This window comes from Streptococcus parasanguinis, from assembly GCF_047465465.1.
Lineage (GTDB): Bacteria > Bacillota > Bacilli > Lactobacillales > Streptococcaceae > Streptococcus > Streptococcus parasanguinis_AI.
Genome location: NZ_JASGZU010000003.1, coordinates 16,868 through 39,536 on the forward strand (window position 1 = coordinate 16,868; position 22,669 = coordinate 39,536).

21 protein-coding genes and 3 tRNA genes are annotated in these 22,669 nt (G+C 36.2%); 16 read left to right on the forward strand and 8 right to left on the reverse strand.

The window, feature by feature from the left end; all coding sequences use genetic code 11:
* Positions 1 to 61: 61 nt before the first annotated feature.
* The gene (locus QM351_RS06280) at positions 62 to 1,234 is read right to left on the reverse strand and encodes a S1C family serine protease (protein ID WP_414327030.1); all 1,173 of its coding nucleotides are present in this window, start codon (positions 1,232 to 1,234) and stop codon (positions 62 to 64) included.
* A 204-nt stretch (positions 1,235 to 1,438) separates the two neighbouring features.
* Between QM351_RS06280 and rlmH the strand changes: the two genes are divergently transcribed.
* The 6 genes from rlmH to QM351_RS06310 all read left to right on the forward strand — a co-directional run bounded on the left by rlmH (position 1,439) and on the right by QM351_RS06310 (position 4,683).
* Positions 1,439 to 1,918 (forward strand): 23S rRNA (pseudouridine(1915)-N(3))-methyltransferase RlmH, encoded by a 480-nt coding sequence (gene rlmH, locus QM351_RS06285; RefSeq protein WP_021154165.1) that lies wholly within the window; start codon positions 1,439 to 1,441, stop codon positions 1,916 to 1,918.
* A 42-nt stretch (positions 1,919 to 1,960) separates the two neighbouring features.
* Positions 1,961 to 2,034: transfer RNA gene (locus QM351_RS06290), tRNA-Arg, on the forward strand.
* Positions 2,035 to 2,383: 349 nt separating this feature from the next.
* A complete protein-coding gene (locus QM351_RS06295) occupies positions 2,384 to 3,724 on the forward strand; it encodes a GHKL domain-containing protein (protein ID WP_021154164.1) in 1,341 nt (446 codons plus the stop codon).
* Positions 3,721 to 4,479, forward strand: coding sequence for a response regulator transcription factor (locus QM351_RS06300; RefSeq protein WP_003009229.1), 759 nt, complete (start codon positions 3,721 to 3,723; stop codon positions 4,477 to 4,479). Before QM351_RS06295 ends, QM351_RS06300 begins: the two co-directional genes overlap by 4 nt.
* A gap of 50 nt (positions 4,480 to 4,529) precedes the next feature.
* Positions 4,530 to 4,601: transfer RNA gene (locus tag QM351_RS06305), tRNA-Glu, on the forward strand.
* Positions 4,602 to 4,609: 8 nt separating this feature from the next.
* A tRNA-Asn gene (locus QM351_RS06310) sits at positions 4,610 to 4,683 on the forward strand.
* Between the two features lie 99 nt (positions 4,684 to 4,782).
* Here QM351_RS06310 and QM351_RS06315 read toward each other — a convergent pair.
* Together QM351_RS06315 and QM351_RS06320 are read right to left on the reverse strand one after the other, a co-directional pair.
* The gene (locus QM351_RS06315) at positions 4,783 to 7,350 is read right to left on the reverse strand and encodes a YfhO family protein (RefSeq protein ID WP_414327031.1); all 2,568 of its coding nucleotides are present in this window, start codon (positions 7,348 to 7,350) and stop codon (positions 4,783 to 4,785) included.
* A 49-nt stretch (positions 7,351 to 7,399) separates the two neighbouring features.
* Positions 7,400 to 9,025: an ATP-binding cassette domain-containing protein gene (locus tag QM351_RS06320; protein ID WP_049486042.1), complete on the reverse strand. Its 1,626-nt coding sequence runs from the start codon at positions 9,023 to 9,025 to the stop codon at positions 7,400 to 7,402.
* 205 nt (positions 9,026 to 9,230) lie between these two features.
* Here QM351_RS06320 and trpS point away from each other — a divergent pair, with 205 nt between their 5' ends.
* Positions 9,231 to 10,259, forward strand: coding sequence for a tryptophan--tRNA ligase (gene trpS, locus QM351_RS06325; RefSeq protein ID WP_003002236.1), 1,029 nt, complete (start codon positions 9,231 to 9,233; stop codon positions 10,257 to 10,259).
* Between the two features lie 142 nt (positions 10,260 to 10,401).
* The gene (gene guaB, locus QM351_RS06330; RefSeq protein ID WP_414327032.1) at positions 10,402 to 11,883 is read left to right on the forward strand and encodes an IMP dehydrogenase; all 1,482 of its coding nucleotides are present in this window, start codon (positions 10,402 to 10,404) and stop codon (positions 11,881 to 11,883) included.
* A gap of 45 nt (positions 11,884 to 11,928) precedes the next feature.
* Here the strand turns inward: guaB and recF are convergent, their stop codons facing one another.
* Positions 11,929 to 13,023, reverse strand: a complete 1,095-nt coding sequence (gene recF / locus QM351_RS06335; RefSeq protein WP_195529262.1) for a DNA replication/repair protein RecF — start codon at positions 13,021 to 13,023, stop codon at positions 11,929 to 11,931.
* A complete protein-coding gene (gene yaaA / locus QM351_RS06340) occupies positions 13,023 to 13,385 on the reverse strand; it encodes a S4 domain-containing protein YaaA (protein WP_134974248.1) in 363 nt (120 codons plus the stop codon). The genes recF and yaaA overlap by 1 nt, the downstream gene beginning before the upstream one ends.
* A 155-nt stretch (positions 13,386 to 13,540) precedes the next feature.
* Between yaaA and yfmF the strand changes: the two genes are divergently transcribed.
* The 8 genes from yfmF to QM351_RS06380 all read left to right on the forward strand — a co-directional run bounded on the left by yfmF (position 13,541) and on the right by QM351_RS06380 (position 20,326).
* The gene (yfmF, locus tag QM351_RS06345) at positions 13,541 to 14,788 is read left to right on the forward strand and encodes an EF-P 5-aminopentanol modification-associated protein YfmF (protein ID WP_414327111.1); all 1,248 of its coding nucleotides are present in this window, start codon (positions 13,541 to 13,543) and stop codon (positions 14,786 to 14,788) included.
* Between the two features lie 8 nt (positions 14,789 to 14,796).
* Positions 14,797 to 16,071, forward strand: a complete 1,275-nt coding sequence (gene yfmH, locus QM351_RS06350) for an EF-P 5-aminopentanol modification-associated protein YfmH (RefSeq protein WP_414327033.1) — start codon at positions 14,797 to 14,799, stop codon at positions 16,069 to 16,071.
* A gap of 26 nt (positions 16,072 to 16,097) precedes the next feature.
* A complete protein-coding gene (locus QM351_RS06355; protein ID WP_003002050.1) occupies positions 16,098 to 16,505 on the forward strand; it encodes a helix-turn-helix domain-containing protein in 408 nt (135 codons plus the stop codon).
* Positions 16,506 to 16,536: 31 nt separating this feature from the next.
* Entirely contained in the window at positions 16,537 to 17,076 is a 540-nt protein-coding gene (gene pgsA / locus QM351_RS06360) for a CDP-diacylglycerol--glycerol-3-phosphate 3-phosphatidyltransferase (protein ID WP_003009208.1), read from the forward strand.
* On the forward strand, positions 17,077 to 17,901 hold the full coding sequence (locus tag QM351_RS06365) for an energy-coupling factor ABC transporter ATP-binding protein (protein ID WP_003010767.1): 825 nt from the start codon (positions 17,077 to 17,079) through the stop codon (positions 17,899 to 17,901).
* Positions 17,886 to 18,728, forward strand: a complete 843-nt coding sequence (locus tag QM351_RS06370) for an energy-coupling factor transporter ATPase (RefSeq protein WP_414327034.1) — start codon at positions 17,886 to 17,888, stop codon at positions 18,726 to 18,728. The genes QM351_RS06365 and QM351_RS06370 overlap by 16 nt, the downstream gene beginning before the upstream one ends.
* Complete coding sequence (locus QM351_RS06375) at positions 18,721 to 19,518, forward strand: energy-coupling factor transporter transmembrane component T family protein (RefSeq protein ID WP_118396220.1); 798 nt, start codon at positions 18,721 to 18,723, stop codon at positions 19,516 to 19,518. Before QM351_RS06370 ends, QM351_RS06375 begins: the two co-directional genes overlap by 8 nt.
* A 157-nt stretch (positions 19,519 to 19,675) precedes the next feature.
* Entirely contained in the window at positions 19,676 to 20,326 is a 651-nt protein-coding gene (locus QM351_RS06380) for a LysM peptidoglycan-binding domain-containing protein (RefSeq protein WP_201087699.1), read from the forward strand.
* A gap of 24 nt (positions 20,327 to 20,350) precedes the next feature.
* Here QM351_RS06380 and QM351_RS06385 read toward each other — a convergent pair whose 3' ends face one another.
* From QM351_RS06385 to sdaAB, 3 genes are read right to left on the reverse strand one after another with little or no spacing between them, the layout of a single operon-like run.
* Positions 20,351 to 20,980 (reverse strand): HAD hydrolase-like protein, encoded by a 630-nt coding sequence (locus QM351_RS06385; protein ID WP_414327035.1) that lies wholly within the window; start codon positions 20,978 to 20,980, stop codon positions 20,351 to 20,353.
* 1 nt (position 20,981) lies between these two features.
* Entirely contained in the window at positions 20,982 to 21,854 is an 873-nt protein-coding gene (gene sdaAA / locus QM351_RS06390; protein ID WP_003012869.1) for an L-serine ammonia-lyase, iron-sulfur-dependent, subunit alpha, read from the reverse strand.
* A 9-nt stretch (positions 21,855 to 21,863) separates the two neighbouring features.
* Positions 21,864 to 22,535: an L-serine ammonia-lyase, iron-sulfur-dependent subunit beta gene (gene sdaAB / locus QM351_RS06395; protein WP_414327036.1), complete on the reverse strand. Its 672-nt coding sequence runs from the start codon at positions 22,533 to 22,535 to the stop codon at positions 21,864 to 21,866.
* Positions 22,536 to 22,669: the final 134 nt, after the last annotated feature.

The window sequence follows — 22,669 nt, forward strand, 5'->3', positions numbered from 1 at the left end:
GAATAACACACCTTTACAAATTCGTAAAGGTGTGTTTACAAGTATGTCAAGAAAGTGAAAGTTAATCGCTCAGATCCTCAGTTGATTTTATCAACTTGATAGAAGTTGTTTGTTGTTTTCCATCACGATAGAATGTGACCTTGATCGTATCATTGATTTGGTGAGAATAGAGGGCGGATTGTAAATCTGCTGTTGACTCGATATCTGTATCATCGATCTTTGTGATGACATCATAACGTTGCAATTTATCTGAAGCAGGCATATTTTCAAGTGTTGAACGAACCAGTACTCCTCCAGAGATTTTTTCAGGAAGTTTTAATTGGCTTAAATCAGAAGTTGAAAGGTTGGATAAATCCATCATTTGGATTCCAAGAGCTGGTCGAACTACTTTTCCTTTTTCTTCTAGTTGCTTGATAATATTGACAACATCATTTGCAGGAATTGCAAATCCCATTCCTTCTACTGAAGTTTGTCCGTTATTTGAAATTTTACTTGAGGTAATCCCAATGACTTGTCCTTGAATATTGATTAATGGACCTCCAGAGTTTCCTGGGTTGATGGCTGCGTCTGTTTGTAGAGCGCGTGTAGAGATATTTTGTCCATTATCAGCTTTCAAATTCACATTGCGACCTTGGCTAGAAATGATCCCTTGAGTAACAGAATTAGCATAATCTGTTCCAAGAGGGCTACCAATTGCAATTGCAGTCTCACCGACTGTTAATTGGTTTGAATCTCCGAATTCAGCTACTGCCTTTGCTTTATCCGCACTAATGCGAACGACTGCAATATCAGAATAGACATCTGATCCAACTACTTCTCCAGGTACTTTATTCCCATCTGCTAAAAGAATGTCTACTTTTTTAGCACCATTGATTACATGGGTGTTGGTAACAAGGTAGGCATATTTTCCTTCTTTTTTATAAATGACCCCAGAACCTTCACTAGAAATTTGTGAGTCAGAGTTTTCTTCTTTTTCAAATAACCCTTGATTCGAAGAATCAGAATAAGTAATCACAGAAACCACAGCATTTTTCACCTTGTCTACGGCCTCACTAGTTGAGGTTGTATTTTTATAAGCTGTTTTAACAGTGGTTGAGTGTACTTGCTTACTTTCAGTATTTGAAGTAGAAGAATTAGAGGTTAAAAAGGTTCCAAGAATCCCACCTAGAAAACCTACAACGAAAATGAGGGTTATGTTTCCAAGTTTTTTCAGTAAATTAGATGAAGATTTCATATTTTCCTCCTAAGGATATCAAATTGTCTAAAGTATAGAAAAACTTTCTTAATTATATCTTAAATAACTAAAGTTATCCACAAATTGTGGATAAGTTGTAGAATTTAGTTGAGAAATGGCTTTAAAAAGGACTTTATAGAATAGATTTCCTTTCTATAGCTGTGGATTATTTGTGGAATTGAAGAATTATGCTACAATAGGGGAATGAAAATTAAATTGATAACCGTTGGAAAATTAAAAGAAAAATACTTAAAAGATGGGATCGCGGAGTATATTAAAAGGCTTGGTCGATTTGCAAAAGTAGAACAGGTTGAGTTAGTTGATGAAAAAACTCCAGATCGTGCCAGTCAACTCGAAAATCAACAAATCCTTGAAAAAGAGGGGCAACGAATTCTCTCTAAGATTTCAGATAAGGAATATGTGATTGTATTAGCCATCGAAGGAAAACAATTTCCTTCAGATAAATTTAGTCAAACGATTGACCAGATTATGACATCTGGTTATTCAAACCTTACTTTTGTTATTGGAGGCAGTCTTGGTCTGTCTCCTGAAGTGAAAAAAAGAGGAAATCTATTAATGAGCTTTGGTCAATTAACTCTTCCTCATCAGTTGATGAAATTAGTGTTGGTGGAACAAATCTATCGTGCTTTCATGATTCAACAGGGGAGTCCTTACCATAAATAACCTTGACGCTCCTTCCTTTTTCTGCTAAAATGAAGTAAGTTCGGTCTCATAGCTCAGCTGGATAGAGCATTCGCCTTCTAAGCGAACGGTCGCAGGTTCGAATCCTGCTGGGATCAAATGAGAGATGCAGCTTTTGCTGCATCTTTTCTTTTATGTTAAAATGTATAAATTCTCATTATCTATTAATTTTTGTATACTTTGCTATAGATTAATAGTGATGAAATGATTTATTAGGAATATTTTAAAAAAGAACTAACAATCCCTATATAGTGCAAAGTGTAGATTATATAAATTGTGTAAAATAGTTTTCATTCATGTAACAAAAACATTAAAAACATTACAATTTTACCTATTCCCTTTAATTTTAGGCTATTTTATATTATAATTTTTTGTATATAAAATTTTATTTTTTTATAATAATACTAGAGTATAATAAAATAGAAAAAACAAAGTGGGAGAGTTTGTGTGATTCAGTCATTAATCTTGTCTTTTCTCTTGGGAGGGATCATTGTTCTGACGTTTGCATTAGTGGACGAAAAAATCTATCAGGAACATCAATTTGCATTTATCTTTCTGCTGAGCACCTTTGTTCTTCTTTTTGAAAGTCTCTTAGTATTTTTAGATGTGACTTTATTTTCAAATATTCGACTCTCTGATTTAAATATGCTCTTATGGCCGGTTTATTTATATCCTTATTATCATTATGCCAATCGGACGAATCGCTTGTGCGCCATTTTTTATTCTTTTTTTACTTATTTAGCGGTTGAAGGAACAGCAACTTTTCTGACGATAATTGTCTCTTCAGTATTGGGGGATGCTGTTGTAGCAGCTTACTCGATTGTCTACAATATGTGCATTCGTTTGATTTCTTTAGGAATCATTTTGAAGTTAATTGACCTATTTGAATTTGATTTCACTCCTTTTTATGAGAAAGAATTTGAAAAATATTTAAAGAGACTCATCTGTGTCTATTTTGCTATATTTGTAGTGATTAATTTTGCTTTATGGATTAGTGAACAAGCGCAATATAAAAATTTTGGGAGTATGTTGGCAACGATTTGTTTTTTCTCTTTTGTAGTCAGCTTATTCCATATGAAAATCGAGCGAGATCAGTATCGTAAAAATTTAGAACTGGAGTATAAAGAATTTTCTGAGCAACAAATGAGTCGGTATATGGCTGAAATTCAAAGTCTCTATTCTATTGTCAGGGGATTTCGTCATGATTTGGGAAATTTAGTTATTTCTATGTCGTTAGCCATTGAGGAAGAAAATATTCCAGAAATACAGAGAATTCATAGAGAAGTATTGGAAAAAGGTTATAAAGAGATCAATACAGAAGCATTATCAGGATTCAACTTGGTCAATATCAAAGATTCTGCTTTACGAAGTATTTTGATTCGAGGCTGGTTGGATGCAAGAGATGCTGGGGTAGAAATGACCTTTGAAACGAGTGAACCAATCGAGCAACTACCAGTTGATTTATTAGATATCGTGAGAATCGTTGGGATTCTAGTGACAAACGCTTTGGAAGCTTCAAAAGAAGCAGAAGAAAAGAAAGTTCATATTGCTATTTTCTCTATTTCAAAAATTGTTTACTTAGTGATTCATAATACAACAAATGAAATCACTTTTGATATTAGAAAAATATATGAAGAAGGTTATTCAACAAAAGGAGAAAATAGAGGACTAGGATTAAATAATGTGAGAAAAATCTTAGCAAATTATGGAACGATGTTTTTAGAAACGGAATTGCAAGGAAATCGTTTTTTACAAGTTTTGAAGATTGGAGGATACGAACAAGAATGAAGATTTTTTTATTAGAAGATGAGCTCTCTCAACAGATACGGGTAGAAAAACATATTGCAGAAATTGCTAAGGAATTAGAAATTAAACTTGAAGTGATTTCTACCGGTAAAATTTCGGAATTTGAAAATTATATCCAGCATTCGGATATCCACCAATTATATTTTCTAGATATTCATATCCAAGACAATGAGTATTGTGGTCTGGAAATTGCTCAAAAAATACGAGAAGCAAATCCTTATGCCATTATTGTTTTTATTACTACAAAATCAGAATTCGCTTCGATTACCTATCGTTATAAAGTATCTGCCTTAGATTTTATTGATAAAAATTTGAATGAAGATTTATTTAGATTAAAAATTAAGGAGTGTATTGAGTACCTAACGACTATTCAAATTGGAAATGATGATTTGACAGATTATTTTGAGTATGACTTTAAGGATAAAAAGATAAAAATTCCATTTAAGGATATTCTTTATATTGAAACTGTTGGTTCGGCTTATAAATTAAACTTAGTTGGGAAAAATTTTCAAAAAGAAATTGCGGGAAGTTTATCAGATGTCTTGGAGAAAGATGTGGAGGAGAGATATTTCAGTCCCCATCAATCTTTTATCGTGAATAGAAGTATGATCATTGGAATGGATAAGAAAAAGAAACAGCTGCTGTTGAAAGAAGGGTATTCTTGTCCAATCTCAAGAAGTAATATCAAACGTGCCAAAAAATTAATTGAAGAGCAAAATTTAGAATTTAGTGCTTGACAATTAGTTAAATTTTGATATAATGGGATATGTTCTGTTAATGAATATATGGTCCGTTGGTCAAGGGGTTAAGACACCGCCTTTTCACGGCGGTAACACGGGTTCGAATCCCGTACGGACTATATCTCATTCCGCCATAGCTCAGTTGGTAGTAGCGCATGACTGTTAATCATGATGTCGTAGGTTCGAGTCCTACTGGCGGAGCTAGTATAGCACCCATTTGGGTGTTTTTTTTGTTTTGAAAAGGCTAGGATAATGACTATCCTAGCCTTTTATTTATAAGTGAACCGATGGTTAGATTCCTTAACTTTTTCGTCTTTTTATTTGTCTCCATTCGTAGAGGAAGAAGAGAATGATTCCAACGAAAAAGGCAATGAGTCCTTCAATGAAACCTTGGGGAACAAATGTTAAGGTGACTGTTCCGGATCCTTTTGAAACACGAACTCCCATTAATCCTTTCTGGATGCGATGAATTTGGATAGGCTTTCCATTTTGTTTAGCTGACCAGCCTTTATCATAAGGGAGTGTAAAAATAAGGGTAGTGTCTCTATTTGCGTTATAGGCTGCTACCAATTTGTTTTTCTTTTTGTGAATAGCAACTTCTTGCTGACGAATACTAGCGATAGCTTGTGTGTATTGGTCAAGATCCAGAGCAAAAAATTCTGGTACATCAAAGGAAACTGTCGAATTTTCTGGGAAACTCATACGAATAGTAACTGTTTTCTCTGTGTCAAAATGGTCAATCGAAAAGAATGGAAAGGCATTATCAATGGTATAGCGTTGGGTCTGTCCATTGTAGCTGATTTCAATATCTTTCCGATCATCGTTTGAAAATTGTAAATTTGGAACATTGACATATAGTTGGCTATGGGCAGGAACCGTTACTTCATATTGAATACTTGCGTAGGATAGATGACTATCTTCTTCAATTTTTGCAGTTTGCAACGAAGATGTAGTATTTTGTGAAGTAGGCGAGAGAATATTTAATTTCTTATAAAATTTATATTTTTCATCCGTGATTTGATGGATGAATCGTGTCTGATTATCCAGTGTCAAATTCGTAAAGGAAGTATTTTTATAAGGTTTTGCTGACAGATAGGCGATTGGTAAGGCATATTCGTTTTCTGAAAGTGAGACTCCATTTTTGGTTGCAATCTCTTTAAATCCAAATTTTTGAACAGGTTGTTGGCTTAAATTATAGCGAACACCAAATAGACTATCCATTAAAATAGAATTGTTTTGGTATCGAAGATTGAGGTTGGTTCCTTCAGATTTAAATCCAAGTTTGTCCAATGTCGAGCTAGCATCCGTATTTCGTACAGATGAAAATTGAGAAATTCCATTATAACCATACTTCATGCTATCATTGCCCGTTTGTGGCTGTAGAATCTCAGTCCGATAATTAGAGTCTGTCTTCTCTCTTACTAAGGATTGGATGGCTTTTAAGTCTCGTTCGTAGGATGACCGAGAAGCAAAGACCCATTCATTCGCAATTCCTTCTATTTGATAATAACTATTCACCGATAATTCAAAGATGGAGAAAAACAGGATCGAAAGATAGAAAAGTCTAGGCGGTATCTTTTTTAGGATAAATCCTAAACAGACCAAATAGAAAGCAATTAAAAACTCAAAAGTAACAATGAAATTGACTGCATCTAAAAATTTATAGTGACTGCTGTAAAGGACAGTTGCTCCAAATCCTAGAATAAGGAGGAAATTAGCAAGACTAAAACGAATCCAAGTGATCTCCTCAATTCGATTTAGTACTTCTCCTGCCATCAGAATAATCGTCAAAGAAAAGATCCAAGAGTATCGATGAAGAAACATATTTGGCGCGTGCATACCTTGCCAAAGGAGATCTAATAATTGAAAACGAAAACTCAAAATAAGAATGGTCAAGAGTATAAAGTAAGAAAGTTTCACGTGAAACTTGATCGACTTGAGAAAGAAAAAGGTAATCGCTAAAAGAAGTGGAAATAATCCCACGTAGATCATTGGAATTGATCCATATTTAGTAGTATCAAAACTTCCAATGAAATTTTTTGCAAATACGTCAAGATACCAACTTTTTTCTGTAAAGATACTGTCAACCTTTGAAAAACTTTCTCCATGAGTGCGTAAATCTAAGAAGGTTGGATATAACATCACAAAGCTTGTTATAACTGATAAAAGAGATACAATCACAAAATGAAAGAAGCGTTTTCCAATTTCTTTGATGTCCCATGACAGTTGTGTCAAGTACCATAAAATGAGAAAAATAGACATCATAAACCCAAAATAATAATTTTGGATAAACAAGCTGGTTAAGCTGATAAAGTAGAGAATATCTCCCTCATTGTAAATTAGTTTTTTGAATCCATAAAGAATTAATGGTGCTAGGATAAAAACATCTAGCCAAGTTTTGATTTCAATTTGGCTAATAGCAAAGCTCATAAGAGCAAATGAGGTTGAAAGGGTAAGAACCAGAGATCTAGGAATTTTAGAAAACATTCCATGTAAACTAATATAAGTGCTTAACCCAATAGCTCCAAATTTAAGAAGAGTGATGAGGTAAACAGCATTCGGCATGGATTGTGCATTAAAGAAGAAGACAAGAGGAGAAAAGAAACTTCCTAGATAATAGCTACTGAGTGCATAGAAATTAATGCCTAGTCCACTTTGAAAACTGTAAAATAGGCTATCTGTCCCGTGTAAAATATTTCGAAGTGTGGTATCAAAAATGACATACTGATGATAACCATCTCCTAATAAGGGGGATGTATCACTGTTCCAGTAGATTCCTTGCGAGAGGTAAATAAAGAACATCATGATAGCTGGAATCAGGAAAGAAGATACTATAAAAAGGGATGTTTTTAGCTTTGTTTTATTCATATATTTCTACTGAAAGAGCCTGAAATCATTATTTCAGGGCTCTTTATTTTTATGATTGACTCCAAAGTTCTTTCACTTTTGCTTGAACTTCTTCATTTTCAAGAAACTCATCATAGGTTTCATCAATACGATCGATTACGCCGTTTTTTGAAAGAACGATAATATGGTTGGCGAGTGTTTGAATGAATTCGTGGTCATGGCTGGCAAAGATAATCGATTCTTTAAAATTCTTCAATCCATCATTCAAACTTGAAATAGACTCCAAATCCAAGTGATTGGTTGGATCATCCAGTACAAGAACATTTGACTTGAGGAGCATCAATTTAGACAACATGACACGAACTTTTTCTCCCCCTGACAAGACGTTGACAGACTTGTTAACTTCGTCACCCGAAAAGAGCATACGTCCTAAGAAACCACGAAGGAAAGTATTGTCATCTTCTTCTTTACTTGCAAATTGACGAAGCCAATCAAGAATACTTTCACCACCTGCAAAATCCCGACTGTTGTCTTTTGGTAGATAAGACCGACTAGTTGTAACTCCCCACTTGACAGTTCCTTCATATTCAATATCATCCATCAATGCACGGATCAAAGCGGTTGTTTGAATATCGTTCTGTCCGATAAGGGCGGTTTTGTCACCAGGACGTAAGATAAAGCTGATATTGTCAAGGATAGTTTCTCCATCAATCTTGACAGAAAGATTTTCAACTGTCAAGAGATCGTTACCAATTTCTCGTTCTGCCTTAAAGTTGATAAATGGGTACTTCCGACTAGATGGAACAATTTCTTCAAGTTCAATCTTGTCAAGCATTTTTTTACGCGAAGTTGCTTGTTTTGATTTTGAAGCGTTGGCTGAGAAACGTGCGACAAACTCTTGTAATTGTTTAATTTTTTCTTCAGCTTTTGCATTTCTATCTGCTTGTAATTTTGCTGCAAGTTCAGAAGATTCTTTCCAGAAATCATAGTTTCCGACGTAAAGTTTAATTTTTCCAAAGTCGAGATCCGCCATATGGGTGCAGACTTTGTTCAAAAAGTGGCGGTCGTGGGATACAACGATAACCGTATTTTCAAAATCAATCAGAAAATCTTCTAACCAGGTAATGGATTGAATATCCAATCCATTGGTCGGCTCGTCCAAAAGAAGGACATCTGGTTTACCAAAAAGGGCTTTAGCTAAGAGAACTTTCACTTTATCCCCATTGGCTAACTCGCTCATAGTTTGATAATGAAGGTCTTCTGAAATATTTAGATTTTGAAGTAATTGAGATGCTTCACTCTCTGCTTCCCATCCACCAAGTTCAGCAAATTCACCTTCAAGTTCAGCTGCACGGACACCATCTTCATCAGAGAAATCTTCTTTCATGTAGATAGCATCTTTTTCTTTCATAATGTTGTAGAGCTTTTCATTTCCCATAATGACAACATCGATGACCCGCTCGTCTTCGTAGTCAAAGTGATTTTGACGCAAAACAGACAAACGTTCATCAGGGCCAAGAGAAATATGACCAGTTGTTGGTTCAATATCTCCAGCTAAAATTTTTAAAAAGGTTGACTTTCCAGCACCGTTGGCACCGATGAGGCCGTATGTATTTCCTTCTGTAAAGTTGATATTGACATCGTCAAACAATTTTCGATCACTAAAACGTAGTGAGACGTCTGATACTGTAAGCAATGATTTTCTCCTCTTTCTATAATGTCTTCATTTTACTAGAAAATAGGGGAAAATTCAACTTTTTTACTGTCAATTTGTTTTTACAACTATGTAAACTAAATTGACAGTTTAGTAAAGTGTTAATTCCTTACAAACATAGAGGATAGACTAACATTTTCAACTAGAAAGTGCTATAATGATAGGGATAACGATTAAGGAGAAGAGTATGACAAAACCCATCATTCTGACAGGAGATAGACCGACAGGAAAACTCCATATTGGCCACTATGTTGGTTCTTTAAAAAATCGCGTCTTGTTGCAAAATAAAGACGAGTATAATATGTTTGTTTTCCTAGCAGACCAGCAAGCTTTGACAGACCATGCAAAAGATCCAAAAACGATTGTAGAATCTATTGGTAATGTTGCTTTGGATTATCTGGCAGCTGGACTAGATCCTGAAAAAGTTACGATTTTCATTCAAAGTCAGATTCCTGAATTAGCGGAATTGACCATGTATTACATGAATCTTGTATCTTTGGCGCGACTTGAAAGAAACCCAACTGTAAAAACCGAGATTTCTCAAAAAGGTTTTGGTGAGAGTATTCCAACAGGATTTTTGGTATACCCTATTTCACAAGCAGCCGATATCACAGCATTTAAAGCGAATTTTGTTCCAGTAGGAAATGATCAAAAGCCAATGATTGAGCAAACCCGTGAGATTGTGCGCTCCTTTAATCATGCTTACAACACAGATACTTTGGTGGAACCGGAAGGGATTTATCCTGAAAATGAAGCAGCAGGGCGCTTACCTGGTTTAGACGGAAATGCTAAAATGTCTAAATCGTTGAATAATGGTATTTACCTAGCTGATGATGCAGATACTTTAAAGAAAAAAGTGATGAGTATGTATACTGATCCTGATCATATTAAAGTAGAGGATCCAGGAAAAATCGAAGGCAATATGGTGTTTCATTACCTGGATGTATTTGGCCGTCCAGAAGATGCAGCTGAAATTGCAGAAATGAAAGAACATTATCAACGTGGTGGACTTGGTGATGTAAAGACCAAACGATATCTTTTAGAAATTTTAGATCGTGAATTAAGACCGATTCGTGAAAGACGCCTTGAGTTTGCAAAGGATATGGGTGAGGTCTACTCTATTCTTGAAAAAGGAAGTGAGCGCGCTCGAAATGTAGCAGCTCAAACACTGGATGAAGTAAAATCTGCGATGGGAATTACCTATTTTAAAAAATAAAACGACTTCATTAAAAGCGAACTTTTCTTACTGTTCATTGATAATTTACCAATAAATGATTGACAAATTGCCATAGAATGGTATGATATTAACAATAAAAATTCGAGCCTTGCTCAAATAAAAAGAAAAGAGGATCCAGCTAATGTCTAATTGGGACACAAAGTTTTTAAAAAAAGGGTTTACATTCGATGACGTGCTTTTGATTCCAGCAGAAAGTCACGTATTGCCTAATGATGCAGATTTAAGTACACAATTAGCAAGTAATTTACGCTTGAATATCCCAATCATTACTGCTGCTATGGATACGGTGACTGAAAGTCAAATGGCAATTGCTATGGCACGTGCTGGTGGACTTGGTGTGATCCATAAAAACATGTCAATTGAGCAACAGGCAGATGAAGTACGCAAAGTAAAACGTTCTGAAAATGGGGTTATCATTGATCCGTTCTATTTGACTCCGTCTCATACAATTGCAGAAGCAGATGAGTTGATGGGACGATACCGAATCAGTGGTGTTCCTGTTGTTGAAACACTTGAAAATCGTAAATTAGTTGGTATCCTTACAAACCGGGATTTGCGTTTTATTTCTGATTACAATCAACCCATTTCAAATCATATGACGAGTGAAAATTTGGTGACTGCACCGGTTGGAACTGATTTGGAAACAGCTGAACGCATTCTACAAGAGCACCGTATTGAAAAATTACCATTGGTAGATGAAAATGGTCGTCTTTCTGGCTTGATTACAATCAAAGATATTGAAAAAGTTATTGAGTTCCCAAATGCGGCTAAGGATGAATTTGGTCGTTTGCTTGTAGCTGGTGCCGTAGGGGTTACTTCAGATACTTTTGAACGTGCAGAAGCTCTTTTTGAAGCTGGTGCAGACGCCATTGTCATCGATACTGCTCATGGACATTCTGCGGGTGTTCTTCGTAAGATTGCAGAAATTCGTGCCCACTTCCCAGATCGTACCTTGATTGCAGGAAATATTGCAACCGCTGAAGGTGCTCGTGCATTATTTGATGAAGGGGTAGACGTAGTTAAGGTCGGAATTGGTCCAGGATCAATCTGTACAACTCGTGTTGTTGCAGGGGTTGGTGTTCCTCAAGTGACTGCTATTTATGACGCAGCCGCTGTAGCTCGTGAATATGGAAAAACGATCATTGCTGATGGTGGTATCAAGTATTCAGGAGATATTGTCAAAGCACTCGCAGCTGGTGGAAATGCGGTTATGCTTGGCTCAATGCTTGCAGGTACAGATGAAGCACCAGGTGAAACAGAAATCTTCCAAGGTCGTAAATTTAAAACATACCGTGGTATGGGATCTATTGCAGCAATGAAGAAAGGTTCTAGCGACCGTTACTTCCAAGGATCTGTCAATGAAGCCAATAAATTGGTTCCTGAAGGAATTGAAGGACGCGTTGCTTATAAAGGTTCTGTAGCAGATATGGTCTTCCAAATGATCGGTGGTATTCGTTCAGGTATGGGTTATGTTGGTGCAGCAACCATTCAAGATTTACATGATCATGCACAATTCGTTGAAATGAGTGGTGCCGGATTGAAAGAAAGCCATCCTCATGATGTGCAAATCACAAACGAGGCTCCTAACTACTCAGCACAATAAATTTACACATTTGTAAACAAAAACAACAGCATCTTGACAATATTGTCAAGATGCTGTTTTGATATGACCAGCTTGAATAGTGAAAATTTTCAACTCTTCAGGCAGTTCTTTTAAATGATCGAGAGTGGTCGTTGTAATAAATGTTTGAATATTATTAGAGATAGTTTCAAGTAGTTGAAGTTGACGATAATTGTCAAGTTCGCTCATGACATCGTCAAGTAATAAAATAGGCTTTTCTCTTGTGATTTCTTCCATCAATTCGATTTCTGCTAATTTTAGAGAGAGAACAACACTTCGATGCTGGCCTTGACTACCAAAGGTAGCATTCATATTATTGATAAAAAATGCCAAATCATCCCTGTGAGGCCCAATACTTGTTGTTTTCCTAAAAATATCCTTCTGACGGTTTTTTTCCAACATAGAGAGAAACTGCTCTTCTATATCATTTCCTTCTTCAGAAAAAGCAGTTGACTGATATTGAATTGATAGGTTTTCTTTGTTGTCAGAAAGTCGAGTATGTTTTTCTTTTGCTTTAGCTTCTAATTTTTTAATAAACTCAAGCCGATGATGGATGACGCGACTTCCAAAACTAGCTAGTTGTGAATCTAAGACCTCCAAAAATGTAGCATCAATTTTTTCCGAATTTTTTAGATAACTATTTCTTTGTTTCAGTACATGGTTGTATTGAGATAAGTCAGATAAGTAGAGAGGTTTCATCTGACCTAATTCAATGTCAATAAACTTTCGACGCCCTGCAGGTGATCCTTTGATCAGTTGCAAATCTTCGGGTGCGAAAAGGACAACATTCATATGGCCAATATAGTTCGATAATTTGGCTTGTTTCAAATGATTTACCTTAGTTATCCGACCTTTTGGTGTCAAGGAAATTTCTAATGGAAGGGGACCAGTTTCTCTTTGTAATTGACCAGAAACTTTGAAATCTGTGGATTCAAAATAGATGAGATCTCTATCATTTCGTGTTCGATGACTTCTGGTTAAAGCTAGAAAATAAATTGATTCGAGAATATTGGTCTTTCCTTGAGCATTTTGACCTAGGAAAATATTTAATCCAGGATGAAACTCGACTTCAAGTTCTTGATAATTACGAAAATGTTGAATGGATAAGTGTTTTAACCACATTACGAGATACCAGGAAAGCGAATTGCTTTTTCTTTTTTGTTAGTCTTTGTCGGTTGTTTCTTTTGTTGTTGATTGAGTTGCTTGACAAGTTTAGCAACACGTTCCTTTTCTTCCTTCTCTTTAAGATGCTCTTCTATTTCCTCTTGAGAAGGTTCAAGAATGGTGATAGTCATGCTCAGTTCAGGAATGTTAATTTGATCGTTGACACGAAGTTTACGACCTCTCCGTTGTTCTAATTCACCATTAACAAAGACTTCTTTTTCTTGAAGAAAGGCTTTGATTGCACCACCACTCTGTATAATACCGAGTTCTTTTAAGATTGCTTGCAATGTAATAAAGTCATCAAATAATTTGTAATTCATAGTTCACCTCTTTGCGTGTTATTATACCATATTTTTAGTTTATCTAGGGTAGAGAATGTTGAGTGATTTGAGAAGCTTTTTCACAGTTTGAATTAGGATTTTAGTGTGATTTCGTGTTATAATGAAAGTTACTATTGAGTAGAACGAGGATGAAAATGGAATTAGTAAAGGGCGTGAATCTTCACTTTCTTCAATCAAAAAAATTTAAAACCAATAAAATTAAGGTCCGTTTTTCATCGCCATTAGATGAAAATACCGTGGCTGCGCGTGTTTTGGCAGCCTGTATGATGGAAACTGCAAATCAAAAATATCCAACTTCACAATTATTCCGTGAAAAATTAGCGAGTCTATACGGGGTAGAATTGTCCACCTCAGTCTCTAAGAGGGGGCGTGTTCATTATGTTGATTTGAATATTTCCTTTGTGCGCGATGACTTTTTGAGCAAGAAAAATGTTCTTACTGATGAAGTTTTGGACATTATAGAAACTATCTTCTTTTCACCTTTGGTAGTAGAAGATCACTTTGACAGTGATACATTTGACGTTGAAAAGAAAAATACAATTTCCGATTTGGAGTCAGAAATTGAAGAGCCTTATTATTATGCACATGGGCAATTGAATCAACTATTTTTTGAAGACGAAACAATCGGGATGTCAAGATTGGGGAAAGTTGATTTAGTGAGACAAGAGACAGCTCAAAGTTCTCTTTCACAGTTTCACCAGATGCTCCAATTAGATAATATTGACTTCTTTTTCATAGGCGATTTTAATGAGGTCGCTATTGTGGATCGAGTGAACCAGTTTGAATTCAAGCCACGTGATAACAATTTGTCTGTCACCTATCAACAACCTTTTACAAATGTTGTTAGAGAAAAGTTAGAGCAAAAACAAAACCAACAATCTATTCTAGAATTAGGTTACCATTTTTCTACCCAGTATGGAGAATCTCTCCATATCCCACTAGTTGTATTAAATGGGATGCTGGGAGCTTTCTCGCATTCGAGACTTTTTCAAATAATTCGTGAGAAAGAAGGACTTGCTTATACCATCTCTAGCCATTTTGATATTTTTACAGGCTTTATGAGAGTTTTTGCAGGCATTGATAAGGAATCTCGTACCAAAGTAATGACCTTGATTATGAGACAGTTGAATGATTTAAAACGAGGCAAGTTTACAGAGTCAGAGCTTCAATTGACAAAAGAAATGTTGGTGAATACGACCTTATTAGCACAGGATCGGCAAAATACCTTGATTGAAAGGGAATATTTGAAAACGATCCTAGGAAAGAAAGTCCTTTCTTTAGAAGAGTGGTTAGAGTCCATCGATAAGGTTAGTAGAGAAGAAATTATTGAAGTGGCAAAAACAATTAATTTACAGTCTGTTTATTTTATGGAAGGAAAGTAGTGTAAAGATTGAAAATTAAAGAAAAATATTATGAATCAGTTGGTGAGCAAGTTTACTTTACACGCTTGTCAAATGGGTTGACTATTCATTTAATTCCAAAAGAAGATTATTATGAAACCTATGGAATAATCACAACTAAGTTTGGCTCAGTGGATACACGAATTCTAGTGAATGGTAATGAAAGGCAATATCCTGCAGGAATTGCTCATTTCCTAGAACACAAAGTATTTGAAGATGAAAATGGTCAAGATTATTTAAAAAAATTCGTTCATTTAGGATCGGAAAGTAATGCCTTTACAAGCTTTACAAAGACAAGTTATCTTTTCTCAACAACTTCAAAGGTCCCTGAAAATATTCAATTGTTATTGGAGATGGTTTCAAAGGTTTCCTTTACAGAAAAATCTGTATCTAAGGAAAGAAAAATCATTCAACAAGAAATTGGAATGTACCAAGATAGTCCAGACTATCGATTATTTTTTGGTGCTTTAGAAAATTTATATCCTGGAACACCGTTAGCAGATGATATTGCTGGAACTAGGGAGTCTATTTCTGACATTACAATAGATAATCTCCGTGAAAACTTTGATCTATTCTATCATCCCTCTCAAATGCACTTATTAGTGATCGGAAACTTTGATGTTGATGAAGTATTGCAAGTAGTAAAGGAATATGATCTAGTTCCTCTTCATCCATCTGTGGAGTTAGAACGTTTTCCTGTAGAAAAAAATGAAGTAAGATTGAATCAATCTTGTAGAATGGAAGTTGCTACTCCTAAGTTGGCAATTGGAATTCGAGGAAATGATATCATTAAGGAAGAGGAAAAATTTCGTTATAAATTGATGTTGAAATTACTGTTTTCGATGATGTTTGGTTGGACTTCGCAACGGTTTCAAAGTTTATATGAAGCTGGGAAGATTGACAACTCATTGACACTTGAAGTCGAGGTTGAGGAATTATTTCATTTCGTTATTTTGACAATGGATACTCAAGAACCGGTGTCCCTATCTCATCAATTTAGGTCAGCAATCAAACAATTTGAGAAGGATCCAGATGTCAATCAGGAACATTTGGATACGATTAAAAGCGAAATGTTTGGTGATTTCTTACAAGGTTTAAATTCGCTTGAGTATAGTGCCACTCAGTTTGAATATTTTTCAGACGGTAGCACTTCTTATGATCTTCCAAAGATTTTACAAGGTATTAGTTTACAAGATATCATCAAATTAGGGCGTCAGTTCATCGACCAGGCTGAGATGGTTGACTATATGATTTTTCAAAAGTAGTAAACAATGTATCAAGAAGGGAAAACATGAAGAAGAGAACGATTGGTCAAGTGTTAAGACTGTCAAGAGTAAATTTACACTTAAGTTTACAGGATGTGTCAAATAAAACAGCCATTGGAATTCCTTATATAGAAGCGTTGGAAAACGATGAGTTTGATCTATTACCGAGTCCCTTTTACGCTCAGATCTATCTTAAAAAGTTAGCATGGGCTTTGGGATTAGATGAGTCCATCCTATTGACAGCTTTTCGTGAAGGAAAAGAATTGTTATTTGATGAAGAAATACTTGTAGATGACGAAGAGCTTCATTCAAGAAAATTAAGACAGAAAGCGAGCTGGTTACCAATCCTGTATTATCTACTAGTTAGTTTTGCCATTCTTGGCTTTGTGATTTATATCGTATATTTTTATGAGTTTACAGCATCTGTAAAATAGATGTAAAGATAGTTTATTTTTTGGAGGAAGTATGAAAAAAGAAAATATTCCTAATGCATTGACATTAATTCGGGTTGTGATGATTCCTATTTTTATTGCCATTTTAAGCTTAAGTCACTCTTACTTAGGACATATTGTAGCGGCAGTTATTTTTGCAATTGCTAGCATTACAGATTATTTAGATGGCTTTCTTGCACGAAAATGGAATGTAGTTAGTAATTTTGGTAAATTTGCCGATCCGATGGCAGATAAATTATTGGTCATGTCAGCTTTTATCATGATGATTGAATTAAAAATGGTTCCTGCTTGGATTGCAGCCGTTATCATTTGTCGTGAGTTAGCTGTTACTGGTTTGCGTCTTCTACTTGTTGAGACAGGTGGTACAGTTCTTGCTGCAGCCATGCCAGGAAAAATTAAAACCTTTAGCCAAATGTTTGCTATTATCTTTTTGCTCTGCCATTGGACTCTTCCAGGGCAAGTGTTGCTTTATATTGCATTGATTTTCACAATTTATTCTGGTTACGACTACTTTAAGGGAAGTAGCTATCTCTTTAAAGATACATTTAAATAAATGAAACAGATGATTGAGCTAAAAAATGTATCCTTTCGATACGATAAAACAGTAGAAGAGTATCAAATTGACACGGTTTCGTTTCACGTGAAACAAGGAGAGTGGCTTTCGATTGTTGGACATAATGGTAGTGGGAAATCTACAGTTGTACGCCTGATTGATGGCCTTTTGGAAGCTGAGTCTGGTGAGATTTACGTTGATGGAAAACAACTGACTCGTGAAACCATATGGGAAATCCGTAGTAAAATTGGGATTGTATTTCAGAACCCTGACAACCAATTTGTTGGTGCGACAGTAGAAGATGATGTTGCCTTTGGTTTAGAAAATCAAGGAATTCCACGGGAAGAAATGCTTCAACGAGTGGAGAAGGCTATTGAGCAAGTTGGTATGCTGGAGTTTAAAGATCGCGAACCATCTCGTTTGTCAGGTGGTCAAAAGCAACGGGTGGCCATAGCAGGTATTATCGCCTTGAGACCAACTATTATTATCCTTGATGAAGCAACTAGTATGTTAGATCCAGAAGGCAGAGAGGATCTAATGGCGGTAATGAGAGAACTTCAGAAAAAATTTCAATTAACAATTATCTCCATTACCCATGATTTAACCGAAATTGCCTTAAGTGATCGAACACTGGTATTTCAAAAAGGAAAACTAGAGTCTTCTATGACGCCGCGGGAATTGTTTTCAAGAAATGACCTTAATGAGATTGGACTAGATAAGCCTTTTAGTAAGCAGGTTCAAGAATCTCTCAGCTCGCATTTTCCGCTAAAACAGGATTATCTAACAGAAAGTGAGTTATTAGACCAACTATGGGAATCTCTTTAAAGAATGTCTATTATACTTATCAAGAGGGAAGTCCTTTTGAAGGGCAGGCGCTTTCTGATATTAGTTTGGAAATAAAAGATGGATCTTATACAGCCATCATCGGGCATACTGGTAGTGGCAAGTCTACTTTGTTGCAATTACTAAATGGTTTACTGCGTCCGACTAAAGGAACGATTCAATTTGAAGATTTTGTTTTAGATAATCATTCTGAGCCAAAAGAAATGAAGTACCTGAGAAAAAAAGTCGGTTTGGTTTTTCAATTTCCAGAAAGTCAGCTATTTGCGGAAACTGTTCTAGCTGATGTAGCCTTTGGACCACAAAATTTTGGGGTACCTAAGGACAAAGCGGAGGAAATAGCCAAAGAAAAATTAGCGATCGTTGGTTTAGAAGAGTCTATCTATGATAAAAGTCCATTTGAACTATCTGGTGGACAAATGAGACGGGTTGCGATCGCGGGTATTTTAGCTATTGAACCAGAGATTTTAGTATTGGACGAGCCAACAGCAGGGCTAGATCCTGCTGGAAGAAAGGAATTGATGGCGCTGTTTGAAACATTACATAAAAATGGGATGACTCTAGTTCTGGTAACTCATACGATGGATGATGTAGCAAATTTTGCTGATACCGTATTTGCTTTAGAAGCGGGAAAACTTGTCCTAAACGGATCCCCAAGGGGAGTGTTTCAACAGGTTGAGTATTTACAAAAACTTCAATTAGGAGTCCCACAAATTACGAATTTTGCTCTTCAATTGAAACGAAGAGGACTTCCTCTGAACAGACTACCAATCAAAATTGAGGAACTAAAGGAGCTGTTACTTCATGAATAATATGATTTTAGGAAGGTATATTCCTGGAAACTCCATTATCCACCAACTAGATCCTCGTGGGAAGTTGCTCTCAATGTTTTTATTCATATTTCTTCTGTTTTGGGCAAATAATATCCAGACAAATGTTCTTCTCTTTGCTTTTATTTTTGTTTTAATGTATCTAACGAGGATTTCGGTTAGTTTTTATATTAAAGGCTTAAAATCAATGATTTTTATCATTGCTTTTACAACTATTTTTCAATTATTTGCGACCTCTCAAGGAACTATTTTGTATCAATGGTGGTTTTTTAAATTAACCGACCAAGGATTGATGCAAGCCACCATCATATTTTGTAGATTTATTTTAATTATTTTTTATTCGACGATTTTAACCGTGACGACGACACCATTGAGTTTAGCAGATGCTGTTGAAAAGATCCTTACCCCACTAAAAATTATTAAGGTTCCAGCTCATGAGATTGGCTTAATGCTATCTATGAGTTTGCGCTTTGTTCCAACCTTAGTAGATGATACGAATCGAATTATGAATGCGCAAAGGGCGCGTGGTGTTGATTTTGGTGAAGGAAATCTATTAAAAAGGATCCGTTCCTTTATTCCGATCCTCATTCCTTTGTTTGCCTCAAGTTTTAAACGCGCAGATGCATTAGCAATTGCGATGGAAGCGAGAGGGTACAAAGGCGGTGAGGGACGAACACGCTATCGGACTCTGCAGTGGGGAGTAAAAGATACCCTGGCATTGCTCGTTATTCTGTGCCTCATGTTGATAGTTTTTTATCTAAAAAATGGATAGAGCTAGTTGTATTGGTTCAAAAATAAGGAAAAAGCGCTATACAAAGCGCTTTTTACATTAAATTCACATATTCTTGTAACATTTGTAATATATTCTACAATAAACTGTAACATTTTGTGTGTATGATAGAATTATGTTCGAAAGGAGAATAGAATTCATGAACAGTAAAAAGTTCCAATGGACAGTCACTTCCCTACTTTCAGCAGCATCACTTTTCATTTCTGGTATTGCTACAGTGAATGCTGAAACTTACGAAGTGAAGTCTGGAGATACTCTATCAAAAATTGCACTAGAAAATAACACTTCAGTAGAAAATATTATTGCATCTAACAATCTGACCAATGAAGATTTGATCTATGCAGGACAAATTATTGAGTTAGGTGAGCGTTCAAAATCTATGATTGATAAAGTTGCTCCACAAGAGCAAGCAAAACCTGCTGAAAGTGCATCTACAGCAACTGCAACAGCACAAACTGCTCAAAAACAAACAACTTATGCAGCAAATGCTGCAGTGACTTCTGCACAATCAACAAATGGTGGAATTGTTCTATCAAATGGGAATACTGCTGGAGAACAAGGATCTTATGCGGCTGCTCGTATGGCTGAAATGACTGGTGTACCTGCTTCTACTTGGGAAGCAATCATTGCCCGTGAATCAAATGGTCAAGTAAATGCAGCAAATGCTTCTGGTGCCAGTGGTTTGTTCCAAACAATGCCAGGTTGGGGTTCAACTGCAACAGTTGATGATCAAATCCAGGCCGCATACAATGCATATAGCTCACAAGGTTTATCAGCTTGGGGTTATTAAAAAATAGGTTTACAATTTGTAAACCTATTTTTTTAATGTCTCAAGAATGACAAGTGGAGAGTGACAAATAAAATCTGGTGAGTAAAGAAGTAGCTCTTCAAGATCTCCAAATCCCCAAGTGACTGCCATGGTTTTTATACCAACTGTTTGACCTCCAATGAGGTCAAATTTTGTGTCTCCAATAATCACTGTCTCCTCTTTTGGAAGGTCATTGATTGACAAGGCGTATCGAATGACATCGGCTTTGTGGATACGATCTGAATTTGATCCATAAATTCCTTTAAAGTATTTAGCGATACCTAAATCTTGACACATCTGTAAAGCAACTGGTTCATGTTTTGAAGTGGTTACATAAAGAGGAATGTTTTCGTCTTGTAATGCTTCCAAAGCTTCTACTATCTGAAGAAACAGAGTGGATTTGTATTGACCTTTTTCATGATAATACTGGCGATAGATGGTTACGGCTTGATCTACCAAAGTTTCAGGAAGAGTGGCTTCAAAACTAGAAATCAAAGGTGGTCCCATAAAACTACGGATGGTTTTGAGATCGGGTTGAGGAACCTTCAAAGTATCGAATGTATGTTGAAAGCTCTCTGTAATTCCCTTGGAACTGTCAACTAATGTTCCATCTAAATCAAAAAACAAGGCTTGCATGTTATTCTCCAAATATCTCTTTTTGTAATCTACGTCCGGTTGGTGTTGCTGCCAAACCTCCTTCAGCTGTTTCTCTAAAGGCAGTCGGAAGACTAGAACCAACTTGGTACATGGCGTCAATCACTTCATCAACAGGTATTTTTGATTCAATGCCTGCTAAGGCCATATCAGCAGCAATGAAGGCGTAGCTGGCTCCCATTGCGTTTCGTTTGACACATGGAACTTCCACGAGTCCTGCTACTGGATCACAAATGAGGCCAAGCATGTTTTTGATGACAAAACAGACTGCCTGACTCGCTTGATAAGGAGTTCCTCCAGCAGCTAGTGTCAATGCTGCCGCACTCATAGCTGAAGCAGAACCAACTTCTGCTTGACAACCACCTTCTGCACCTGAAATAGAAGCATTATTTGCGATCACTAAACCAAAAGCTCCAGCTGTCAGTAAAAAATCTAATTGTTGCTGACGGTTTAACCCTAATTTTTGAGTTGCTGCAGTGAGAACTGCGGGAAGGCAACCAGCAGATCCTGCAGTAGGTGTTGCGCAGACCAGTCCCATCTTAGCATTGTGTTCGTTGACAGCAATAGCATTCTTCGCTGCGGTTAGGACGGTCAAGTCAGATAACGTTTTTCCTGATTTGATATAGCGATCTAATTTTGCGGCATCCCCACCGGTTAACCCACTACGAGAGTGGTTTTCATTTAATCCTAGCCTTACAGAATCAATCATCACTTCTAAATTACGGGTCATTAATCGTAGGACTTCTTCTCGTTCACGACCAGTTAGTTCAAATTCAGTTGCAATCATTAGCTCTGCGACGTTTCCTTCGTATTGCGTACTTGCTTGTTCTACGAGGTCTACAATTGAATAAAACATATGAACTCCTTATTTGAAAAAGTTGACATTATGAAGATGAGGAATTTTACAGATATCTTCGATCGCTGCTTCACAACTCCTTGAGTCAACTTCTATAATCATAATCGCTTTTTCTCCAGCTTTTTCCCGCGTCACATTCATTTGCGCAATGTTAATATCATAGCGAGAAAGAGCTTCTGTCACATGGGCGATCATTCCAGGGACGTCCTGGTGAACAATGATAATGGTTGGAGTATTCATATTTAGCGAGATAGCAAAGCCATTTAACTCAGTAACCTGTATGTTCCCACCACCAATTGAGATTCCAGTGACAGAAATCGTTTTATGATCATTTTTAACAGTAATAGTCGTTGTGTTTGGGTGAGGAGCATTACTTTCTTTTTGAATAGACCAAACAATCCGAATGCCTCGTTCATGTGCAATTTTTAGACTATCTGGGATTCTAGGATCATCTGTGTCCATTCCTAAGATGCCCGCTACTAAGGCTAAATCTGTTCCATGACCACGATAGGTTTTGGCGAAGGAATTAAATAATTGGAACTCAACTTCTTTTGGTTCCTCTCCAAAGATAGAAGAAACAATTTTACCAATTCGAACAGCGCCTGCAGTGTGACTACTGGATGGGCCGATCATCACAGGTCCAATAATATCAAAAACTGATTGGAATTTTAAAGAGTTCATGCTCTGCTCCTTTGTGATCACTTTACTTCATTATATCAGATATGGCTGATGATTTCTTCTATTTTTCCCGAAATATCTGAGAAATCTTAAAGGGGGCTTAAAGCATTTATATTATCCTGGATTTTTAGTATTTC